The organism is Acinetobacter sp. YH12156 (assembly GCF_013418235.1).
Classification (GTDB): domain Bacteria; phylum Pseudomonadota; class Gammaproteobacteria; order Pseudomonadales; family Moraxellaceae; genus Acinetobacter; species Acinetobacter pseudolwoffii.
In genome coordinates, this window is the sequence record NZ_VPCL01000001.1 from 69377 (window position 1) to 87930 (window position 18554).

Annotated in this window: 18 protein-coding genes; 7 read left to right on the forward strand and 11 right to left on the reverse strand. The window is 43.8% G+C overall.

All coding sequences use genetic code 11. The annotated features are described in order from the left end of the window. Positions 1 to 36: 36 nt before the first annotated feature. The 5 genes from FTU87_RS00355 to FTU87_RS00375 form a co-directional block, all read right to left on the reverse strand. On the reverse strand, positions 37 to 669 hold the full coding sequence (locus FTU87_RS00355; protein ID WP_074383178.1) for a DUF2238 domain-containing protein: 633 nt from the start codon (positions 667 to 669) through the stop codon (positions 37 to 39). Positions 670 to 758: 89 nt separating this feature from the next. Next, entirely contained in the window at positions 759 to 2147 is a 1389-nt protein-coding gene (gene purB / locus FTU87_RS00360) for an adenylosuccinate lyase (RefSeq protein WP_180096464.1), read from the reverse strand. Between the two features lie 54 nt (positions 2148 to 2201). Further along, positions 2202 to 2933 (reverse strand): high frequency lysogenization protein HflD, encoded by a 732-nt coding sequence (gene hflD / locus FTU87_RS00365; protein WP_005096468.1) that lies wholly within the window; start codon positions 2931 to 2933, stop codon positions 2202 to 2204. A 7-nt stretch (positions 2934 to 2940) separates the two neighbouring features. Then, the gene (gene mnmA, locus FTU87_RS00370; RefSeq protein ID WP_180096465.1) at positions 2941 to 4080 is read right to left on the reverse strand and encodes a tRNA 2-thiouridine(34) synthase MnmA; all 1140 of its coding nucleotides are present in this window, start codon (positions 4078 to 4080) and stop codon (positions 2941 to 2943) included. A gap of 4 nt (positions 4081 to 4084) precedes the next feature. Further along, entirely contained in the window at positions 4085 to 4570 is a 486-nt protein-coding gene (locus FTU87_RS00375; RefSeq protein WP_100328733.1) for an NUDIX hydrolase, read from the reverse strand. Positions 4571 to 5260: 690 nt separating this feature from the next. Here FTU87_RS00375 and FTU87_RS00380 point away from each other — a divergent pair. Then, complete coding sequence (locus tag FTU87_RS00380; RefSeq protein ID WP_180096466.1) at positions 5261 to 5446, forward strand: hypothetical protein; 186 nt, start codon at positions 5261 to 5263, stop codon at positions 5444 to 5446. A 91-nt stretch (positions 5447 to 5537) separates the two neighbouring features. Here FTU87_RS00380 and FTU87_RS00385 read toward each other — a convergent pair whose 3' ends face one another. The 4 genes from FTU87_RS00385 to FTU87_RS00400 form a co-directional block, all read right to left on the reverse strand. Continuing rightward, positions 5538 to 6068 (reverse strand): gamma carbonic anhydrase family protein, encoded by a 531-nt coding sequence (locus tag FTU87_RS00385; protein WP_005096476.1) that lies wholly within the window; start codon positions 6066 to 6068, stop codon positions 5538 to 5540. 111 nt (positions 6069 to 6179) lie between these two features. Beyond that, on the reverse strand, positions 6180 to 7328 hold the full coding sequence (gene dacC, locus FTU87_RS00390) for a D-alanyl-D-alanine carboxypeptidase PBP5/6 (protein ID WP_005096478.1): 1149 nt from the start codon (positions 7326 to 7328) through the stop codon (positions 6180 to 6182). A 128-nt stretch (positions 7329 to 7456) separates the two neighbouring features. Continuing rightward, positions 7457 to 7837 (reverse strand): MCR_0457 family protein, encoded by a 381-nt coding sequence (locus tag FTU87_RS00395; protein WP_100535430.1) that lies wholly within the window; start codon positions 7835 to 7837, stop codon positions 7457 to 7459. A 162-nt stretch (positions 7838 to 7999) separates the two neighbouring features. Continuing rightward, positions 8000 to 8371, reverse strand: a complete 372-nt coding sequence (locus FTU87_RS00400; RefSeq protein WP_180096467.1) for an MCR_0457 family protein — start codon at positions 8369 to 8371, stop codon at positions 8000 to 8002. A gap of 111 nt (positions 8372 to 8482) precedes the next feature. Between FTU87_RS00400 and surE the strand changes: the two genes are divergently transcribed. The 3 genes from surE (at position 8483) to FTU87_RS00415 (ending at position 11218) form a co-directional block, all read left to right on the forward strand. Next, positions 8483 to 9271 carry a 5'/3'-nucleotidase SurE gene (gene surE / locus FTU87_RS00405; RefSeq protein WP_180096468.1) on the forward strand — a complete coding sequence of 263 codons (789 nt, stop codon included), beginning with the start codon at positions 8483 to 8485 and terminating at the stop codon, positions 9269 to 9271. A gap of 95 nt (positions 9272 to 9366) precedes the next feature. Continuing rightward, positions 9367 to 10197 (forward strand): peptidoglycan DD-metalloendopeptidase family protein, encoded by an 831-nt coding sequence (locus FTU87_RS00410; RefSeq protein WP_005171673.1) that lies wholly within the window; start codon positions 9367 to 9369, stop codon positions 10195 to 10197. Between the two features lie 91 nt (positions 10198 to 10288). Continuing rightward, positions 10289 to 11218 (forward strand): LysR family transcriptional regulator, encoded by a 930-nt coding sequence (locus FTU87_RS00415; RefSeq protein WP_005096486.1) that lies wholly within the window; start codon positions 10289 to 10291, stop codon positions 11216 to 11218. A gap of 57 nt (positions 11219 to 11275) precedes the next feature. Here the strand turns inward: FTU87_RS00415 and FTU87_RS00420 are convergent, their stop codons facing one another. Further along, positions 11276 to 12487 carry an aspartate aminotransferase family protein gene (locus FTU87_RS00420; protein WP_005171669.1) on the reverse strand — a complete coding sequence of 404 codons (1212 nt, stop codon included), beginning with the start codon at positions 12485 to 12487 and terminating at the stop codon, positions 11276 to 11278. Between the two features lie 160 nt (positions 12488 to 12647). On the opposite strand from FTU87_RS00420, the gene grxD reads away from it, so the two are divergent. Continuing rightward, a complete protein-coding gene (gene grxD, locus FTU87_RS00425; protein WP_004279738.1) occupies positions 12648 to 12989 on the forward strand; it encodes a Grx4 family monothiol glutaredoxin in 342 nt (113 codons plus the stop codon). Positions 12990 to 13083: 94 nt separating this feature from the next. Here the strand turns inward: grxD and FTU87_RS00430 are convergent, their stop codons facing one another. Next, entirely contained in the window at positions 13084 to 15711 is a 2628-nt protein-coding gene (locus tag FTU87_RS00430) for an ATP-binding protein (protein WP_180039410.1), read from the reverse strand. A 197-nt stretch (positions 15712 to 15908) separates the two neighbouring features. Here FTU87_RS00430 and FTU87_RS00435 point away from each other — a divergent pair, with 197 nt between their 5' ends. Together FTU87_RS00435 and gloA are read left to right on the forward strand one after the other, a co-directional pair. After that, positions 15909 to 18074, forward strand: coding sequence for an MFS transporter (locus tag FTU87_RS00435; protein ID WP_180096469.1), 2166 nt, complete (start codon positions 15909 to 15911; stop codon positions 18072 to 18074). 1 nt (position 18075) lies between these two features. Further along, complete coding sequence (gene gloA / locus FTU87_RS00440; protein WP_005096493.1) at positions 18076 to 18477, forward strand: lactoylglutathione lyase; 402 nt, start codon at positions 18076 to 18078, stop codon at positions 18475 to 18477. The last annotated feature ends 77 nt before the right edge of the window (positions 18478 to 18554 follow it).

Below are 18554 nucleotides of genomic sequence, written 5' to 3' on the forward strand. Positions count from 1 at the left end.
CAAACCTTAATTCAATAAGATTTTGATTTTAAAAGCTCACTTCGGTGGGCTTTTTTGTAAGAGCATGAGACTACCCGTAAATATCGCGCCTAATGTGGCAAGCAAGATGTCTTTATGCGCATCCCAGCTATCACCTTGCTGTCCATTATAGTTCTCCGCTTCTTCGGGAGATAAGCCAATCGCGATCAACCATTCCAGCCATTCATAGATCATGCTACTGGCCACCACAAACTGAATCACCAGCAGGAAAATGACCACAGGTTTTTGCTGCGGCAACCAGACGTGAAACAGGCGATAGAAAATGGGGTAAAGGAGTAATCCGTAGGCCAGATGAACAAAACGGTCAAACATATTGCGTGACCAATGCATGACTTCATTCAGATGAAAGCCAAAAATCTGCTCAATCCACTGGTTATAAGGCACATAGGAATACAGATAGTGTGCAGCAATCACATGAACAAACAGGAAAAGGATATATAAATTAAAACTTAAAAAATTCAGCCCAATTTTATACAGACAGACCAGCAGCATGCTGATCATGAAAACCGTGCCGGCCTGATGCAAGAGATACGCTTCCAGTTCTAAAGGACGAATACTGGCAAGCAGAATCGCCAGAATTAAAATACCCATGCTCGCATAATGCTTGGCGGAAAGTCGCTGCTCAATCATGTCGTTATGATGAAATATCGTTTTTAGAATAAAACACATTATAAATAAAAAGGCGAAGCCTGAGCTTCGCCTTTTGGTCTTATTTTAAATTAGATTTTAGCAATCAGCTCAGCCACTTGTTTGGCCTGTTCAGCAGCATTACCTGTATAAGAAGCAGGTGTCATTTCAGCTAGACGCGCACGATCAGCAGCAGGAACCGCTTCTAACTCGTTACCGTTTACGAAATCAACCATCATGTCGCGAGTCATGGCCTGACCACGAGTCAGGGCTTTTAATTTTTCGTATGGTTTTTCAACGTTGTAACGACGCATTACTGTTTGAATTGGTTCAGCCAATACTTCTTGCGCATTGTCCAGGTCTTCATTGATACGTGCAGCATTGAGTTCAAGTTTGCCGATACCTTTAGCACATGCTTCGAAAGCAATTAAGCTTTGTGCAAAACCAACACCCATGTTACGCAGCACAGTAGAGTCAGTCAGGTCACGCTGCCAGCGAGAAATTGGCAGTTTTTCCCCAAGGTGTGCAAGTACAGCATTGGCAAGACCCAAGTTACCTTCAGAGTTTTCGAAGTCAATCGGGTTTACTTTATGTGGCATGGTTGAAGAACCGACTTCGCCATCTTTTAGCTTTTGCTTGAAGAAACCAAGCGAGATATAACCCCAAACATCACGGTTGAAATCGATCAGAATAGTGTTGAAACGACGCAGGGCATCAAACAGTTCAGCCATATAATCATGTGGCTCGATTTGTGTGGTGTACGGGTTGAAATCTAGACCCAAAGATTCCACAAATGCTTGTGAATGCGCAGGCCAGTTGATGTCTGGATAAGCAGAATAGTGCGCATTGTAGTTACCTACTGCACCATTGATTTTGCCTAGAAGTTCAACATTTTTGAACTGTTTGATTTGACGTGCAAGGCGGTAAGCCACGTTCGCCATTTCTTTACCCAACGTCGTTGGGCTTGCAGTTTGACCATGCGTACGAGACAACATTGGCTGGTCAGCATGCTTTTCAGAAAGTGCAACAATTGAATCAATGATTTGCTGCATAGATGCAACCAGTACATCACGACCGCTTTTCAGCATTAAAGCATGTGACAGGTTGTTAATATCTTCAGACGTACATGCAAAGTGAATGAATTCACCGGCATTTTTCAATTCGTCGATATTGGCAATTTTTTCTTTCAGGAAATATTCAACCGCTTTAACGTCGTGGTTGGTGGTGCGTTCGATCTCTTTGATACGATTGGCATCATCTTCAGAGAAATTGCTTACAATCGCATCAAGCGCTGCATTAGTTTCGCTTGAAAATGCCGGAACTTCAGTAATTTCCGGATGGTTTGCAAGCGCCTGTAACCAACGCACTTCAACAGTCACACGAGCATGGATTAAACCAAACTCAGAAAGAAAGGGACGTAGAGCATCACATTTGCTCGCGTAACGTCCATCTAATGGAGAAAGTGCAGTTAAAGCGTTCATATCGATTCCTTAGATTTTGGAATTAAACGTAAAACGAAACACGTGCAGTATCAGTTAAACCACCTGAAACTGTAAACGCGCCAGATTCTGAATATCTTTTAGCAACTTGCGTTTACCAAATACCATGCCCCAGGAGCTGCCACCAAGCTGACGCCACAGGTGTGCCATTTGCAAACCGGTAAAGAGGGAAGCACGGATGCGGTTGGTATGTCCGGCATCTTTAAAGGCTTCGGCATTGCCACGAACCATGATGCGCGGATTGATTGATCCCGCAGTATCGACATAGGTTTGAGCCAGATTGGCAATGATGCTGGGGTGCAGGTAATTGTTATCGAAAAAGGAAAGCTGTCTGAGAATTTTCTGTTGGGACTGTTCAATAATTTCAACAAATTTGGGATTGCTATAGACCTTCTTTTCTAATTGAAGAAGTGCCATGGCATAGCTCATTGGAAGTTTGGTGCTGGAAAGTTTTGGAATTCTGGATTTTGGCGAAGTATTGAAGGGTTGAATAATGCTGCTTTCTAATGTTTTTAAGCCTAAGGAAATATCGGCCAGTTGATTAAAAAAGTCTAGGGTCTGGGCATTTTCGTTATTGCCGGGACGAATATTGAGACTGGCTTTAATCAACTGTTCAAAATAAAAGTTACCGTTTTCACCAATACTTTGCTGACCACTCAATGCGGTCATATGGGTCAGCTGGGTGGCCTGAAACACACCCGCTAACGCCAAAGCGCGATTTTGACGAGTATTCAACGTTGTGGCTGGTTGAAATGGTAACTCCGTCATGCCGAATTCATCCTTTTATAAAATCAGGTTTAGGTGCATTGGTATGATGAATCACACCACCGCCTAAACAAACTTCACCTGAATAAAACACCACACTTTGACCTGGGGTCACTGCACGTTGTGGTTCATCAAAATCCACACGTACACCATTGGGTGATTCTGAATCTTGGTACACCGTACAGGCTTGATCAGTCTGACGGTAACGGGTTTTGGCCGTGCAACGGAAACCTGTTTCAGGAATATCCTGCTCGCCGGCCACCCAGTCAATTGCTTCACTCCAAAGCATGGTGCTTTGCATCAGTGGGTGCTCATGGCCTTGACCCACCACCAGACGATTGCCTTCGATATCTTTATGTAATACGAACCAGGCACCTTCCGCGACGCCTTTCATTCCGCCAATACCGATGCCGCCGCGTTGACCGAGCGTATAGTACATTAAGCCGTGATGATCACCAACCTCTTTACCGTCTTCCAGCACGATTTTTCCGGGTTGTGCCGGTAAATATTGCTTCAAGAAGTCATTAAATCGGCGTTCGCCAATAAAGCAGATCCCGGTCGAGTCTTTTTTCTTTGCCGTAGCAAGATCTAATTCTTCAGCGATTTTACGGACTTGCGGCTTTTCAATTTCACCGACAGGGAATAATGTCTTGTTAATTTCACGACCATGTACGGCATGCAGGAAATAGGTTTGATCCTTATTCTGATCAACACCACGTAAGAGTGGTGCGTATTCTTCACCGCGCGAATTGGTCATGGTTGCACCGCGACGACAGTAATGACCTGTGGCAATAAAGTCTGCACCCAAGTTCACCGCATGATCTAGAAAGGCACGGAATTTAATTTCTTTATTACATAAAATGTCTGGGTTTGGGGTACGGCCAGCCGCATATTCTGCTAAAAAATGCTCGAATACACGATCCCAATATTCCATGGCAAAGTTTGCGGTATGCAGTTTAATCCCGATTTTGTCGCAGACGGCCTGAGCATCGGCAAGGTCATCCATCGCCGTGCAATATTCTGTGCCGTCATCTTCTTCCCAGTTCTTCATGAAAAGACCTTCAACCTGATAACCCTGTTGAATTAAAAGCGCAGCAGAAACAGATGAATCTACACCACCCGACATACCGACGATGACACGTTGTTGCATAGGATTAGGCATCCAAATTTGAAATTAAGGGAGAGTTTTGGTGCTCGTAAATGAGCGATAAAGGGTATTTTTGACCTGACAGGGCATCTTGCACGGCTTTAATCACCAGGGGACTACGGGCACGCGCCGATTCTTTCAGTTCGTCCAATGTCATCCAGACTGCGCCGACAATATCCGTATCTAAAGCGGCATTTGGGTCGTAGTCAGTGGATTTGGCTAAAAAGCAGAAACGAAAATAAGTACGATCCGGAAACATGGGCGGGGTATAGGTATACATCCCTAAAAGATGGGTCACTTCAACCGTATGTCCGGTCTCTTCCATGGTTTCACGAATTGCGGCTTCGATAATGGTTTCACCGCATTCCACATGACCTGCTGGCTGATTAAATACTGGGTGTGTCACAGCTTCTGTATGTTCTTCGACAAACAGGAATTTTCCGTCTTTTTCGATGACGGTTGCGACAGTGACGTGAGCAGTCCAAGCGGTCATAGAACAGCACCATGGATAAAGATGCACTATTGTATAAAATTTTGGGGTGTGTGGCTATGAGGGGCGGGGATTTCTTTGATTGTTTAAATCATCGGGATTGGAGGTTTTAAGCTTAATCAAATCCTGCTATGTGAAAAAGTCCTATTGATAGGTTTTGATTTTCTTTTATCAAAAAGTGAATGAGCTTGAAAAGTGTACTATAAAGCAGAGAATTTAAAGCAAAAATTTATCAATAAAAAGCCTGTTTTCAGGGCAATATCTAGCTCAAAATCACTACATCAACGCATAAGATCAAGAGATGTAAAGAGGTTGCTCTTAACGGATTTAAGTAAAAAACAGGAAAAGCTTAACATCTTTATTGTTTTAGGGTATCTAATGATTGTTTTGATCAAGCATAATTTCAGACAATTCAACATAAAACAAATCCATGAAATTATAGAATATTTTTTAAGCGTTATGAATGTAAACTTAATAATATATTATTGAATATAATATAAAAACAAAAACAACGACTAGGACACATTTTTTTTAAATTATACTTATTTTTCGGAGATTTTAATAAAAAATATTAATTAATTAATATTTATTGTATAATTTTTGTGATGTTGAGGTAATTTCTTTTCTCCTGATTTACATTGGGATTTGTGGCTACCTAATAAGCGGCTTTGAATATATTCATTCGAGACTTTTATGCTGTTAAATTTCTATCGCTTTTTAATTTGTTTACTTATACTTATAGGTGTTGGGCTTGTAGGTTTGGGGGTTAGTGTTCATGATAATTTTTTCTTGGGAGTGGCTTGTTTATTTTTTATAGCAGCAGCCCTTGCTTTTCTTGAGTACAAGAATAAAAATATTGATCCATTTAGAAAGTTTTAAACAGACTATTTGATCAATTCTGTTCTGTTTAAGTCGATACATTGAATAAAAGCATCGGCTTAAACAGAAACTCTGTATCTGACTTTATATTTTATTTGTAATTCCCCGAAACCTTCACATAATTTTGTGCCGAATACGGTAAAAATGCTTTTTCTTTATCTGTCAGCGGACGCACTTTTTTCACAGGGCTGCCCACATACAAATAACCGCTTTCCAAAACCTTATTCGGTGGAACAAGCGAACCTGCACCAATCATTACATCATCTTCAACAATCACATCATCCAGAATAATCGTACCAATACCGACCAAAACACGATTGCCAATGGTACAACCATGTAGTTTGACATGATGGCCAATGGTGACATCTTCACCAATAATTAAAGGCGAACCTTCAGGCTTATCGGCTTTCTTATGGCTGACATGCAACATCGAGTGATCTTGTACATTTGAGTTTTTACCAATCCGAATATGATTCACATCACCCCGAATTACGGCAAAAGGCCATACCGAAACATTTTCAGCCAAAACCACATCGCCGACCACAATTCCCATCGGATCGACATAACAGGAAGCATCAATCTGTGGGGTCATATCTAAATAAGAACGAATATTTTGGCTCATAACGATCTGTCCGATAAATGATGAAGGATCATGTGCATAGTATAAAATAAAAAGCACCCATCTGAATGAGTGCTTTGGTCTTAGTCCAAGACTGAAATGGTCTATTTAGACTTAGAACAAGTTGCTAAAGAACTGTTTGATATGGTCGAGCATACGCGCGAAGAAACCCGCTTCTTCCACTGCATTCAAAGCCACAAGAGGTTTTTCTGAAATGACTTTACCATCCAGAGTCGCAACATATTTACCCACGACTTGACCCGGTTGTAATGGTGCAGTCAGTTTCGGTTGAACCACCAGCTGGGTTTTAATCGCATTGGCCTGACCTTTCGGCATGGTCACATTAAAGTTTTCAGCAAGTCCGATTTGAACTTCATCTTCCTTACCAAACCAGACTTTGGCTTTAGCAAGTACCTGTTTAGCTGGTTGAACATTTTTGGTTTCGAAGTTCGCATAACCCCAAGCCAGCAATTCACGTGTCTGCGTTGCACGTTCCTGCATGGTAGGTGCACCAAAAATAACTGAAATCAAGCGAGTAGGGCCACGTTTAGACGACGTGGTCAAGCAATACCCTGCTTCATTGGTATGACCTGTTTTTAAGCCATCTACACTTGGGTCGGTATACAGCAGGGCATTACGGTTACCTTGCTTGATGCCATTAAAGGTAAATTCTTTTTCAGCATAAATCGGATAATACTTGGAACTGTCTTTAATGATGTGCTGTGCCAGCGTTGCCATATCTTTGGCAGTCGAATAATGACCTTCAGCAGGCATACCGGTTGAATTGATAAAGCTGGTATTGGTCATGCCAATACGTTTGGCTTCCTGATTCATCATATGTGCAAAGGTACCCTCGTTCCCTGCAATATGTTCAGCCATGGCCTTAGATGCATCATTACCCGATTGAATAATAATTCCGCGCAGCATTTCAAGTGCAGTGGCCGTACCGTTTAAAGGCACATACATACATGATTCCGCGCTACTACCGCGACACCATGCTGACTCATTCATGCGAACCTGTTCATCTTCAGTGAGTTCACCGCTCAATAGTTTTTGTTCGATGATGTAGCTGGTCATCATCTTGGTCATTGAAGCAGGGGCTAATTTTTCATTTTCATTTTTTGAAGCGAGAAGTTGCCCTGTCTCATAGTCCATTAGCACGTAGGATTTATTATTCAATTCTGGTGGTGCAGATAGGACAGTTGCTGCAAAGCTAAAACTAGGAACTAATAATAATGCAGCAAGGGCAGTTTTTTGGGTCATTTCTAGTGGGTTCCTATATCTTGATGTAAGCACGAAGAGCCTAGCATTTTAGGATAAAGCTAGGCGGACTTCTATGGGAAACCCGGTCTTATTTCAAAAGTATTGTAAGTAATCGGCAGAAAAGCAGGTTAATTGTTATAGGTGGTTAATTCATTACAAATCACCTGATTTTTTTTCTTGCCAGCTTTCTTGGCATCAGATTGTGCTTCAGCCAGAATACTGCGGAAATCGTTCTGTTGAACCATCTGGTTTAAGCTTGCAACCGGATTGCGCTGACCTGGCATATATTCAGTCACCAGCTTGGTATAGCCCTGATTGAACTGTGACTTGTCTTTAACCATGCTCGGGCAGATTTCTGAAAGAACATAAATCGCAGCCAGTTCCTGCTTGGTCACTTGCTGGGTTGGCGTGACATTGATATTTTCATTGGCTGCAAATGCAGATGTTCCTAAAAGAGTCACGGCAGAAGCTGCACAAAGTGTCATGGCTTGAAGTAATGGATATTTCATTAAAAAACTCAAAAAATAGATTTAGAACAATAATTTGCCTAGCTTAAACTTATTTTTGAAATTGAAAAGTGGGAAAATGTAGCGAAGCTGTAGAATTATGAAGAAATCTGTAAGAGAAAATAAGACGATGTTTACACCGTCTTATTTGAAGATTTATCTAGCTTAGCCCTGGTAATCCAGAATCTCTTCGCATACGGTTTTTTGTTCGTCAGTACTGGTTTGTTTTGCACCCTGACGAGCTTCTTCCAGTAAAGATTTATATTCGCTATCTGCCTGTAGTTTTTGATAGCTCATGCCTTTATCTGAATATTCTGCAAGATAAGACTGGATCAACTCTTGAATAGTGCTATTTAATTTTGCACTTTGACCAATCACGGTTGGGCAAACCTCAGCCATGACTTGTGCCGATGCGATGTCTTCTTTCACAATGGTATTGTTTTCGTCAACAGTCAGCTCGCTCGCCATAACTGAAGGAGAAACAGATACTGCCAGGCTTAAAGCGAAAGCACTAAATAAAGAGAATTTTTTAATCATCTTGAGCCACATATTTTAAAGATGGATGTTGAGCGATAAATATATATAATTCCAGCACTAATACAATGAAATGTCCTTACCAGTCACTTTTTAGCACGACGAGATTTTTCAGTGAATATTTTAGTTTCAAATGATGATGGGGTGTTCGCACCGGGTATTCAGGCTTTGGCGCAAGCGCTAAAACCTTTGGGGCGAGTGGTGATTGTGGCGCCGGAAAGTGAACGCAGCGGTTTTTCCAGTGCCTTAACTCTAGATCGTCCTTTACGTCCAATCCAGATTTCTCCAGATGTCTGGGCTGTTAATGGGACTCCGGCAGATTGTGTCTACTTGGCGATGAATGGGTTGTTTGACTTTGAATTTGACCTGGTCGTTAGCGGGATTAATAGTGGCGCGAATCTGGGTGATGATGTCTTGTATTCCGGTACGGTCGGTGCAGCCTTTGAAGGTCGTTTAACTAAACATCCTGCTATTGCGGTGTCATTGAGTGGGCCGAATGTACGCAGCTATCAACAGCCTCAGGATTATCAGCTGGCTGCCAACTGGGTACATGATTTTATTGCACGCGGTTTGCCGGTTCTTCCTGAGCGTCATATTTTTAATATCAATATTCCGGATATGGCTGAATTACAGGGTGAAAAAGTGACTTATCAAGGCCGCCGCCGTCAGTCGAAGCCCATCACCAGTCATGTTGACCCACGTGGTCGTCAGGTGTACTGGATTGGACTGTCTGGAGAAGCAGTAGCAGAACCCAAGCAAGGGTTGAGCGAGATTGACTCGGACTTCTTTGCTGTGGCCAATGGCTATGTCAGCATTACTCCGATTCAGATGGATGCCACCAACTATGAGGTTTTGCGGAATCTTCAAACACAATTGGCAGAAAATGCGTTCTCAGTGTTATAACTTTGTGAAAAACTCGCGATTGCAAGTATATTGCAGTAAAACTTTGCTAATCTTAACGGGATTTTGCAACCGTATAGATCTTAGAGAGGAAGATAATGTTCTTGGTGTTACCGAAATGTGTTGTTGCTTCGCCTGCAGCCCTGATTAAAACCCTAGTTTTATCAACCGTTGTTATTTCTACAGGAGTAATCACCGGTTGTGCAACCAAACCTCAAGTAAATAATGCGACGCGTTATGCGACAGCTCCTGATTTCTATACGGTACGTTCAGGAGATACATTGAGTGGGATCGCAGCACGTTATGGACTGAACTATATCAGTGTTGCCGAGATGAATGATATTGCTGCACCTTACCGGATTTATGTGGGACAGTCGATCCGCCTGAAAAATAATACCGTACGTCGCAGTACCAGCACGCAGGCAGTGACTCAGGCAGCTCCTATCCAGCGTCAAACGATTGCAGTACCAACACCGGCACCAGTTACACCAGCGACCACCGTGCAGACTACACCGCGTGTGAGCACGCCGGCGCCAATGACACCCGTCTCTACTGCCGCGGGTTTAGGTTGGGTAAAACCGTCTAATGGCCCAGTTTTGCAGCAGTATAATCTGGCATCTAATATCAAAGGCACACGCTATAACGGCAATGTCGGTGATCCGGTGTTTGCAGCAGCAGACGGGCAGGTTGTTTATGCTGCAGATGGCCTGAAAGAATATGGCAATCTGGTGTTGGTGAAGCATATTAATGGCTATATTACGGCTTATGCCCATAACAGCAAACTGGATGTAAAAAGCGGACAGAATGTAAAAGCGGGGCAAAAAATTGCAGAAATGGGTTCAACTGGTACAACGCGAACCATGCTTGAATTTCAGGTGCGCTTAGACGGCAAACCGATTAATCCAACTACAGTTTTACCAAACAATTAAATAAATAATGCAAAACGTGAATTTCGCCGTATAATACAATAAGTTGCTTTTATCAAATGATGAGGCATCTCATAAGTTTAGAGGGAAATTTATGTTAGATCAACTTCGAGCAATGGGTGTTTTTGCTTGTGTTGTAGAAAAAAACTCGTTTAGCGGTGCTGCCCGTGAATTAGGGATTACGACCAGCGCCGTGAGTCAACAAATTCGCTCATTAGAACATGATATGGAAGTGGTACTTTTAAATCGTTCAACGAGAAAGTTAAGTTTGACGGAAGCGGGACAAGCTTTTTTCTACAGTTGCCAGGAAATGCTATCTGCTGCAGAGCGCGGTAAAGTCCGAATCAATGAATTACGCGATGATCTTGTGGGTGAACTGCGCATTGTCGCTTTGCCAGAATTGTGCGCGAATCATGTGATTCCTGCACTTTCTCACTGGATGTCCGCACATCGTGGCCTGGCAGTACATCTGGAAACCAATAATCATGAGGTTGATTTGTTCGATGGGCGTATCGATATCGCCTTAAGATTTGAACAGAAAAATGATGAGCACAATCTTCAGGTGGTGCCATTGATGCAGATTGAGCAAATTCTGGTGGCGACACCGAGTTATATTAATCAGAGCACCATTATTTCACGTCCTGATGATCTTAAAAATCATGATGTGCTGCCTTTGACCCATATCAAAAATCATCAGTATTTCCAGTTTCAAAATGTCAATACTGCAGAAAAAGCCGATTTTGAATTGAAATCCCGTTTCAGTACCAATAATGGTCTGGTGGCAAAATCGATGTGCTTGCAGGGCAATGGGATTGCCAAGATTTTATATCTCGATGCGAAAAAAGACTTACTGAATGGCACTTTGGTTGAAGTTTTGCCTGAATGGCGACTTCCACCGATTACACTATATGCAGTCATGCCGAAACGTGAGCAACAACCGACAAAAATTCTTCGTTGCCTAGATACATTGAAACAATATTTTGACCAGATTTCTGGTGGGCGTATTTTACAAGCCGCATCATAAGATACAGAATATAAAAAAGCCGCTTTCAAGCGGCTTTTTTGTTTTTAAGCGCAGGGTTTAGGCCAAAAAAGCGTTGATCATTTTCACTAAACGCTCAATCAGCTGATCAGCCTGTTCCTGAGTAATGTTCAGGGTAGGCAACAGGCGAACCACATTACCGGCAGTCACATTGATGATGGTTTTGTATTCATCACGTGCAATTGCGACCAGCTCAGTACATTCTTTCGGTAATTCAATTCCGATCATCAGACCGAAACCACGCACGCTCACATTTTGATCGGCCAGTTTGTTGCGTAGCTGATCCACGATATAAGCGCCTTTTTCCGCAGCATTGGCTACGATATTTTCTTTTTGCATAATATCGAGAATGGTGTAGACCACACGTGAACCCAAAGCTGTACCACTATAAGTCGAACCATGATTACCGGCAGTTAATACACCTACACCACGACCTTGAGTCATGACGGCACCAATCGGGAAACCATTACCCAAGCCTTTGGCTGTGGTCAGTACATCAGGAATAATGCTGGTGTGCTGATAAGCAAAATATTTGCCCGTACGGCCATTCCCGGTTTGCACTTCATCTAGCATCATCAACCAGTTGTGCTGGTTACAGATTTGACGAATCTCTTCGAGATAGCTGAAACCTTGAGGTGCGGTATTTACACCACCTTCACCCTGAATGGGCTCAACTAAAATGGCTACGATATCCGGATGATGAAGCGCTGCCTCTTCAATCGCTTCGAGATCACCAAAAGGTACACGAATAAAACCTTCGACCAGCGGGCCAAAGCCTTCCTGAACTTTTTTATTGCCTGTTGCAGAAAGGGTGGCCATGGTACGGCCATGGAAAGAACGATCCGCCACAATAATTTTGGGTGAAGCAATGCCTTGCATATGACCGAATTTACGTGCAATTTTGATTGCACCTTCATTTGATTCTGCGCCACTGTTGGAGAAGAATACTTCTTCCATACCCGCGACTTCGGCCAGTTTTTGTGCTGCCGCAGTTTGCCAAGGCACTTCAAACAGGTTGCTGGTATGAATCAAGGTCGCAGCCTGATCAGCAATTGCTTCGGCAATGACTGGATGCGCATGACCCAGACCACATACTGCAATTCCGGTTAATGCATCTAAATACTCTGTACCATCTTCGGTATAAAGATATGCACCTCGTCCTCGGACAAAGCTGATCGGTTGACGGCCAAATACAGGCATCAAGTGAGAAGGTTGATCAGTTTGTACCGGTGCGAGGGTAATATTATTCATGACTAACTCTTAACTGTTAGGTGGAAAGAAAAACTTATATAAGCAAAAACCCGCTCAGATTTAAAGGGTAATTGTAAATAAAATTGGAATTATTGCTTTAGACATACTGTTTTGTCTGGATTTGGGTATAATGCCAGACAGATGAGTTGAGGATTTATCAATGACTGAACAAGCACGCGATACCGAAGCGTTAATTCGTGACCAAATTGCTAAACATGCAGTACTTCTTTATATGAAAGGCACACCGCAATTTCCACAATGTGGTTTTTCTGCACGTGCAGTAGAAGCACTCAGTCAGATTGGTCGTCCGTTTGCTTATGTAAACATTCTGGAAAATCAGGACATTCGTGCGATGTTACCACAAATCGCCAACTGGCCGACATTTCCACAGCTTTGGATCAATGGTGAATTGATCGGTGGGAGCGATATCATGCTCGACATGTTCCAAAAAGGCGAATTAAAGCCTTTGGTTGAACAGTACAGCCCGGCGGCTGATGCTTAATTAAATTAAGATTTAAATCAAGCCAGATGTTAAAAAAGCGCTTCATTGAGAAGCGCTTTTTTATTGCTATTTTAAAGATAGAGCAACGACCGGATTAATCTTCTGTTGCTGCATTTGGCTTTTGAGCTATTGCATGACCTGCTTCAAGTTCAGTGTGTGGCTCAACAATTTGCTTCTTGTCTTTTTTCTTCTTCTTTTTTTTCTTTTTCTTCGGTAATTCGACCAGCTCACCACCATCTTCAATCGCTTGCCAGTAATCCAGCTGTGCCATCACCGCGGCATAGATTGAATTTTTGCTATAGCGACCTTTTTTATCCAAGGTGCCGACCGGACGCGCCATCAGGATTTCCAGCGCCTGATCAATGGTATCAATCGCATGAATATGGAACTGACCTTCTTCGACAGCAATGGTGACATCTTTACGCAGCATCAGATGCTGCATATTCTGACGTGGAATAATCACGCCTTGTTTGCCGGTCAGACCTTGCAGCTTGCAGGCATCAAAGAAACCTTCAATTTTGGCATTGACACCGCCCACTGGCTGTACTTGTCCCAACTGGTTCATAGAGCCGGTAATGGCCCAGGATTGATCAATCGGTAACTGGCTAATCGCAGAGAGCAGGGCAGACAGTTCTGCGACTGTGGCACTGTCACCATCGACCTGACCATAGCTTTGTTCAAAGGCCAGCGCAGCAGAGAAGTGCAGGGTCTGTTCACGACCAAAATGTGCTTTCAGGAAAGACGACATCAATAACACGCCTTTGGCATGCAAGGAGCCACCGAGTTCCACACTGCGCTCAATGTCGAGAATGTCACCACCCCCTTGATACACCGAAGCAGTCAGGCGTGAAGGAAGGCCAAATTCGACATCGGCATAATGAATTACCGACAAAGCATTAATCTGTCCCAGACGATGGCCACGGGTTTCGATCAGCTGTGTACCACGGGTCAGATCCTGCCAGTACAACTCACGTAAATAGCCTAAGCGATATTTACGATGATCGAGTGCAGTATTGATATGCTTTTCCGAGACCATCTTGTCACCGGCCTGAAAGGCATGATGATGCGCTTCACGAATCAGGTCACCCAGCGTCAGGGCATGTAATGATAATGAACTTTGGTCTTCGGCCTGACGGCTGGAATCTGTGAGCAGTGCAGCCAAAGCAGAACGGTCAAAAGGCAATAATTTATCCGATTGCACATAGTCGGCAATCAGCTGCATATAGGCCTGCTCGTTGTCGTCATTACGTTGTAATGTATCGGTAAAATCAGCACGGATTTTAAAGATGCTGCCCAGCTCCGGTTCAAGCTCTAGAATTTCATAATAAATTTCAGGCTCGGCCAGCAAGATCACTTTAATGTTCAATGGAATCGATGCCGGTTCAATTGAAATACTGCCGGTTAGCGTGATCATATGCTCAAGTGAAGACAGTTTTAAATGTCCGGATTTAAGCGCACGCTTCAAGCCTTGCCATGCATAAGGCTGTTCCAGCAATTGTTCCGCTTCCAGCATCAGAAAGCCGCCATTGGCTTTATGCAACGTTCCGGGACGAATCAGGGTGAAGTCCGTGGTGATCGTGCCATTTTGGGTTAGCTGTTCCACATGACCAAGTAAATTGTAATGTGTTGGAAAATCTTCAAAGATGACTGGCGCACCGCTATTCGGCTTGTGGGTAATAATCACGTTGGCCTGATAACGTGCCGGTACGCGGCTGAATAGTGCCGGGGTGAAATCATCCTCTTCCTGTTCCAGCACGATTTCGACATTATTGATAATATCTTCGGCATAATATTTTAGATAATGTTCCAAGCCTTGCACATGTTTGAACTTGGAGAGAATCTGTTCTACACGTGGCACCACCACCTGTTTGGCAATATCACGATTCAGAATCTGAACACGGTCGCGTGCATCATCTTCCAGATCACCCAGATGCAAACCCAGACGCTCCAGTTTTTTGTCCATATAGCGCATATTGGTTGCCAATTCGGCCCGATCCTGATTGCTCAGCGCATTCAGATCTTCCTGAGTCATTTCCTGTAATTTGTCATCAATCAGATGTACGGGAACAAAGCAGTGTTCATCGTGTCGCGAGATCAGTTTCAGATCGAGTTCTGCACCTTCTTTGGTGAGTTCGATCAGCGCCTGTTGCTGTTCATCGCCAGTTTCCTGGCGAATCATTTCAATGCGGTTGTGATAGGTTTCCGCGGTAAAACGGCGTTCAAGCTGTTTCAGAATGGTTTGCCAGCTTTGGTTTAACATGGCCTGAAATTTTGGACCCTGACCGGCAGGCAGCTCCAAAGCTATTGGTTGGCGCTGGTTTTGAAAGTTGTTGACATAAACCCAATCATTGGGTGTTTCCATGGTTTTGGCATGCTGTTGCAGCAGGCGCTTCACCATGGTGCGCTTGCCCAGGCCAGCCGTACCCACGGCAAAAATATTATAGCCTGAATAAGGTAAGGCAATCCCGGCCTCTACCGAAGCCCGTGCGCGGTCTTGCCCCAAGAAATTATTCAGGGGCTTGATCCGTTTGGTCGACGCCGGAATTTTTTCTAGGTTTGGAATGTGCGTCAGTTGGGTGGATTTTAAGCGGGTATGCTCAAGGGTGTTGTGAATTTCGCTTTGTTCAAATGCCGAGATAAGTAAATCTGAGCGGATATTTTCTGGTGTTGTCGTATTGTTGCTGGCGATAGAAGAATTAATTTGATCGAGTCTCTGGGTCACTGTTGAAATCCAAAACGAAATATTACGTTGATAAGCGTTAAGGTATACAGATTTGCTTGGAAAATTCAAGCGAACATGTGGCTTTTGCCAGAAAATAAAAAACCGGAAATGTGATAAATATATAAATCTTGTTGAAAGATGCGCTATTACAGGATTGAATAGCAGCAATTGGTTTTTCCGCGGAAAATAATAAAGCAATGACAACACAAACGACGGGTTGGAAATCCGCATTTACAGCATTTTTAGATCGACGTGCCTTGATCATGCTGTTCTTGGGATTTTCGGCCGGTGTCCCGATTCTTCTGATTTTTTCCAGTCTGTCTTTATGGTTAGGTGAGGCCGGAATCAGCAAAAGTGCAGTCACTTTTTTTAGCTGGGCAGCATTGGGCTACTCGTTTAAATTCGTCTGGGCGCCGCTCATTGATGAACTGCCAGTGCCTTTTCTGACCAAGGCTCTGGGACGCCGTCGAGCCTGGTTGCTGATTGCACAGATTCTGATTGTCTGCGCCATTTCCATTATGGCTTTTTCTGATCCGGCTTTGGGCGTAACTCATTTACAGCAAATGGCGCTGGGTGCAGTCCTGCTTGGCTTTTCTGCTGCAACGCAGGATATTGTGATTGATGCCTACCGGATTGAACTGGCGGAAACCCAGATGCAGACCGTCTTGGCCGCGACCTATAATGCCGGTTACCGGATCGGAATGATCGTGGCGGGTGCTGGCGCCTTGTTTCTGGCCGCTTATTTGGGCACAGCCAAAGGCAACTATATCTATGATGCCTGGAAATGGACCTATCTGGCCATGGCCGCGGTAATGCTGGTCGGAATTGTCACCACGCTTTGCATTCGGGAACCGCAGGTTGACCGTGTGTCTAAACATTATCTGCGCAGTGATTATTTCCGTTTAGTCGCAGTGTTTTTTGTCGCAGTGATCAGCTTTGTACTGAGCTATATCTATTCAGGCAATCTGGTCGCCAGTATTACCGAACAGTTCACCATTCAAGATACTTTTGCCTTGTTCTGCTTTGAAGCCTTACGCTTTATTGGTTCTGGTGCGGTCGCCTTTGCCATTGGCGCAAGCTTGGTGAAAATGGGTGCAGTCAACAAGCAGATGGCCTATGAAACCTGGGTTAATCCGGTTGCAGACTTCTTTAGGCGCTATGGCTTAAAACTGGCATTGGTGCTGTTGTTATTGATCGGTTTTTATCGGGTTTCCGATATCATTGCCGGGGTCATTTCCAACGTCTTCTATCAAGACCTGAATTTCAGTAAAGAGCAGATTGCCGAAGCGGTCAAAGTCTATGGGGTGATTTTCTCTTTAATTGGTGGTTTTCTCGGTGGTTTACTGGCCCAGAAAATGAACATCATGAAACTGATGTTTGTCGGTGCCGTGCTGGCCTGTTCCACCAACCTGATTTTTATTGGGCTGGTCAAATCCGGTGAAAAACTGGCAGCTGTCGAAGTTAGGGTCGCTAATCAGGTTTATCAGGCCGATACCGATGAAGTCGGTTACTGGAAGCTGAATGTACCCAGTGATGTTTTAGCGCAGAGTAAGCAACTGCAAGTGACAGCCAGCTATCTAAATTCAGATCATGCTACTCAGCCTGTACAGGTCAGCATGCCGTATTTGACTGCACAACAGGGCAGCACCCAGTTACAGATTCTGCCGATCACCAGTGACAATACCCTCAATGTCGCTGAACAGGACAAGACCATTGTGGTACGTGGTCAATATGTCGGTGCAGCGCTGCAACCGAATCAAAAGATTGTTTTACAAATCAATGATCAGAATCTTGAGGCAAAATTAGAAAGTGAAGGCGTATTTACTGCCGCGATTCCTGCGCAGCAACTGATTCAGTCACCCGCACATATTGTCAGTGCAGTCCTGATGCAAGATAGCCAGGCGCTTCAGCAAACCACACATGTTTATCAGGTCAATGATCAGCTCATCCCTGGCCAGAATCTGGATGTCGATATTCAGCCTTTGGCGGTGATAGATGGCAGTAGTTCCGACATGATCGAAGTCAGTGGTAAGGTCATCAAACCTTATAGCGACAAGTGGCTTTATTTTGCCATTATTGTCGATAATCTGGCTGCCGGACTTGCGGGTGCTGCATTTATTGCATTCTTGTCGAGCCTGACCAGTGTGTCATTTACCGCAGTTCAATATGCGATTTTTAGCTCACTCATGACCCTGACTCCCAAGATTTTAGGCGGATATTCGGGTACTATAGTGACCAATATTGGTTATCCGAAATTCTTCCTCATGACCACGTTAATTGGGATTCCGATCCTGATTCTGGTGGTTTGGGTCGCAAAACTGCTCGGTGAACACCAACAACAATCTGTACAGAAGGATGATTAATATGCGCATGCTGCATACCATGTTACGTGTAGGCAATTTAGAACAATCGCTCAAGTTCTATACTGAAGTACTTGGCATGACTTTGCTTCGTAAACGTGATTACGAAGAGGGCCGTTTTACCCTGGCTTTTGTCGGTTATGGCGATGAAGAAAATCACACCGTACTTGAATTGACGCATAACTGGGATACAGACAGCTATGAGCTGGGCAATGCCTATGGTCATATCGCGATTGCAGTCGATGATGCTTATAAGGCATGTGAAGAGATCAAGGCACGTGGTGGTAATGTCGTGCGTGAAGCTGGTCCAATGAAAGGCGGTGTGACTGTCATTGCATTTGTAGAAGACCCAGATGGCTATAAAATCGAGCTGATCCAGCAAGATCAGGATGCGCGTAATAACTAAGTGGGATGTAGCGTGATAGATGAAATGTATTCACGTATAGATGAAAATATTACATCAACCTGAGTGCATAGCATGGG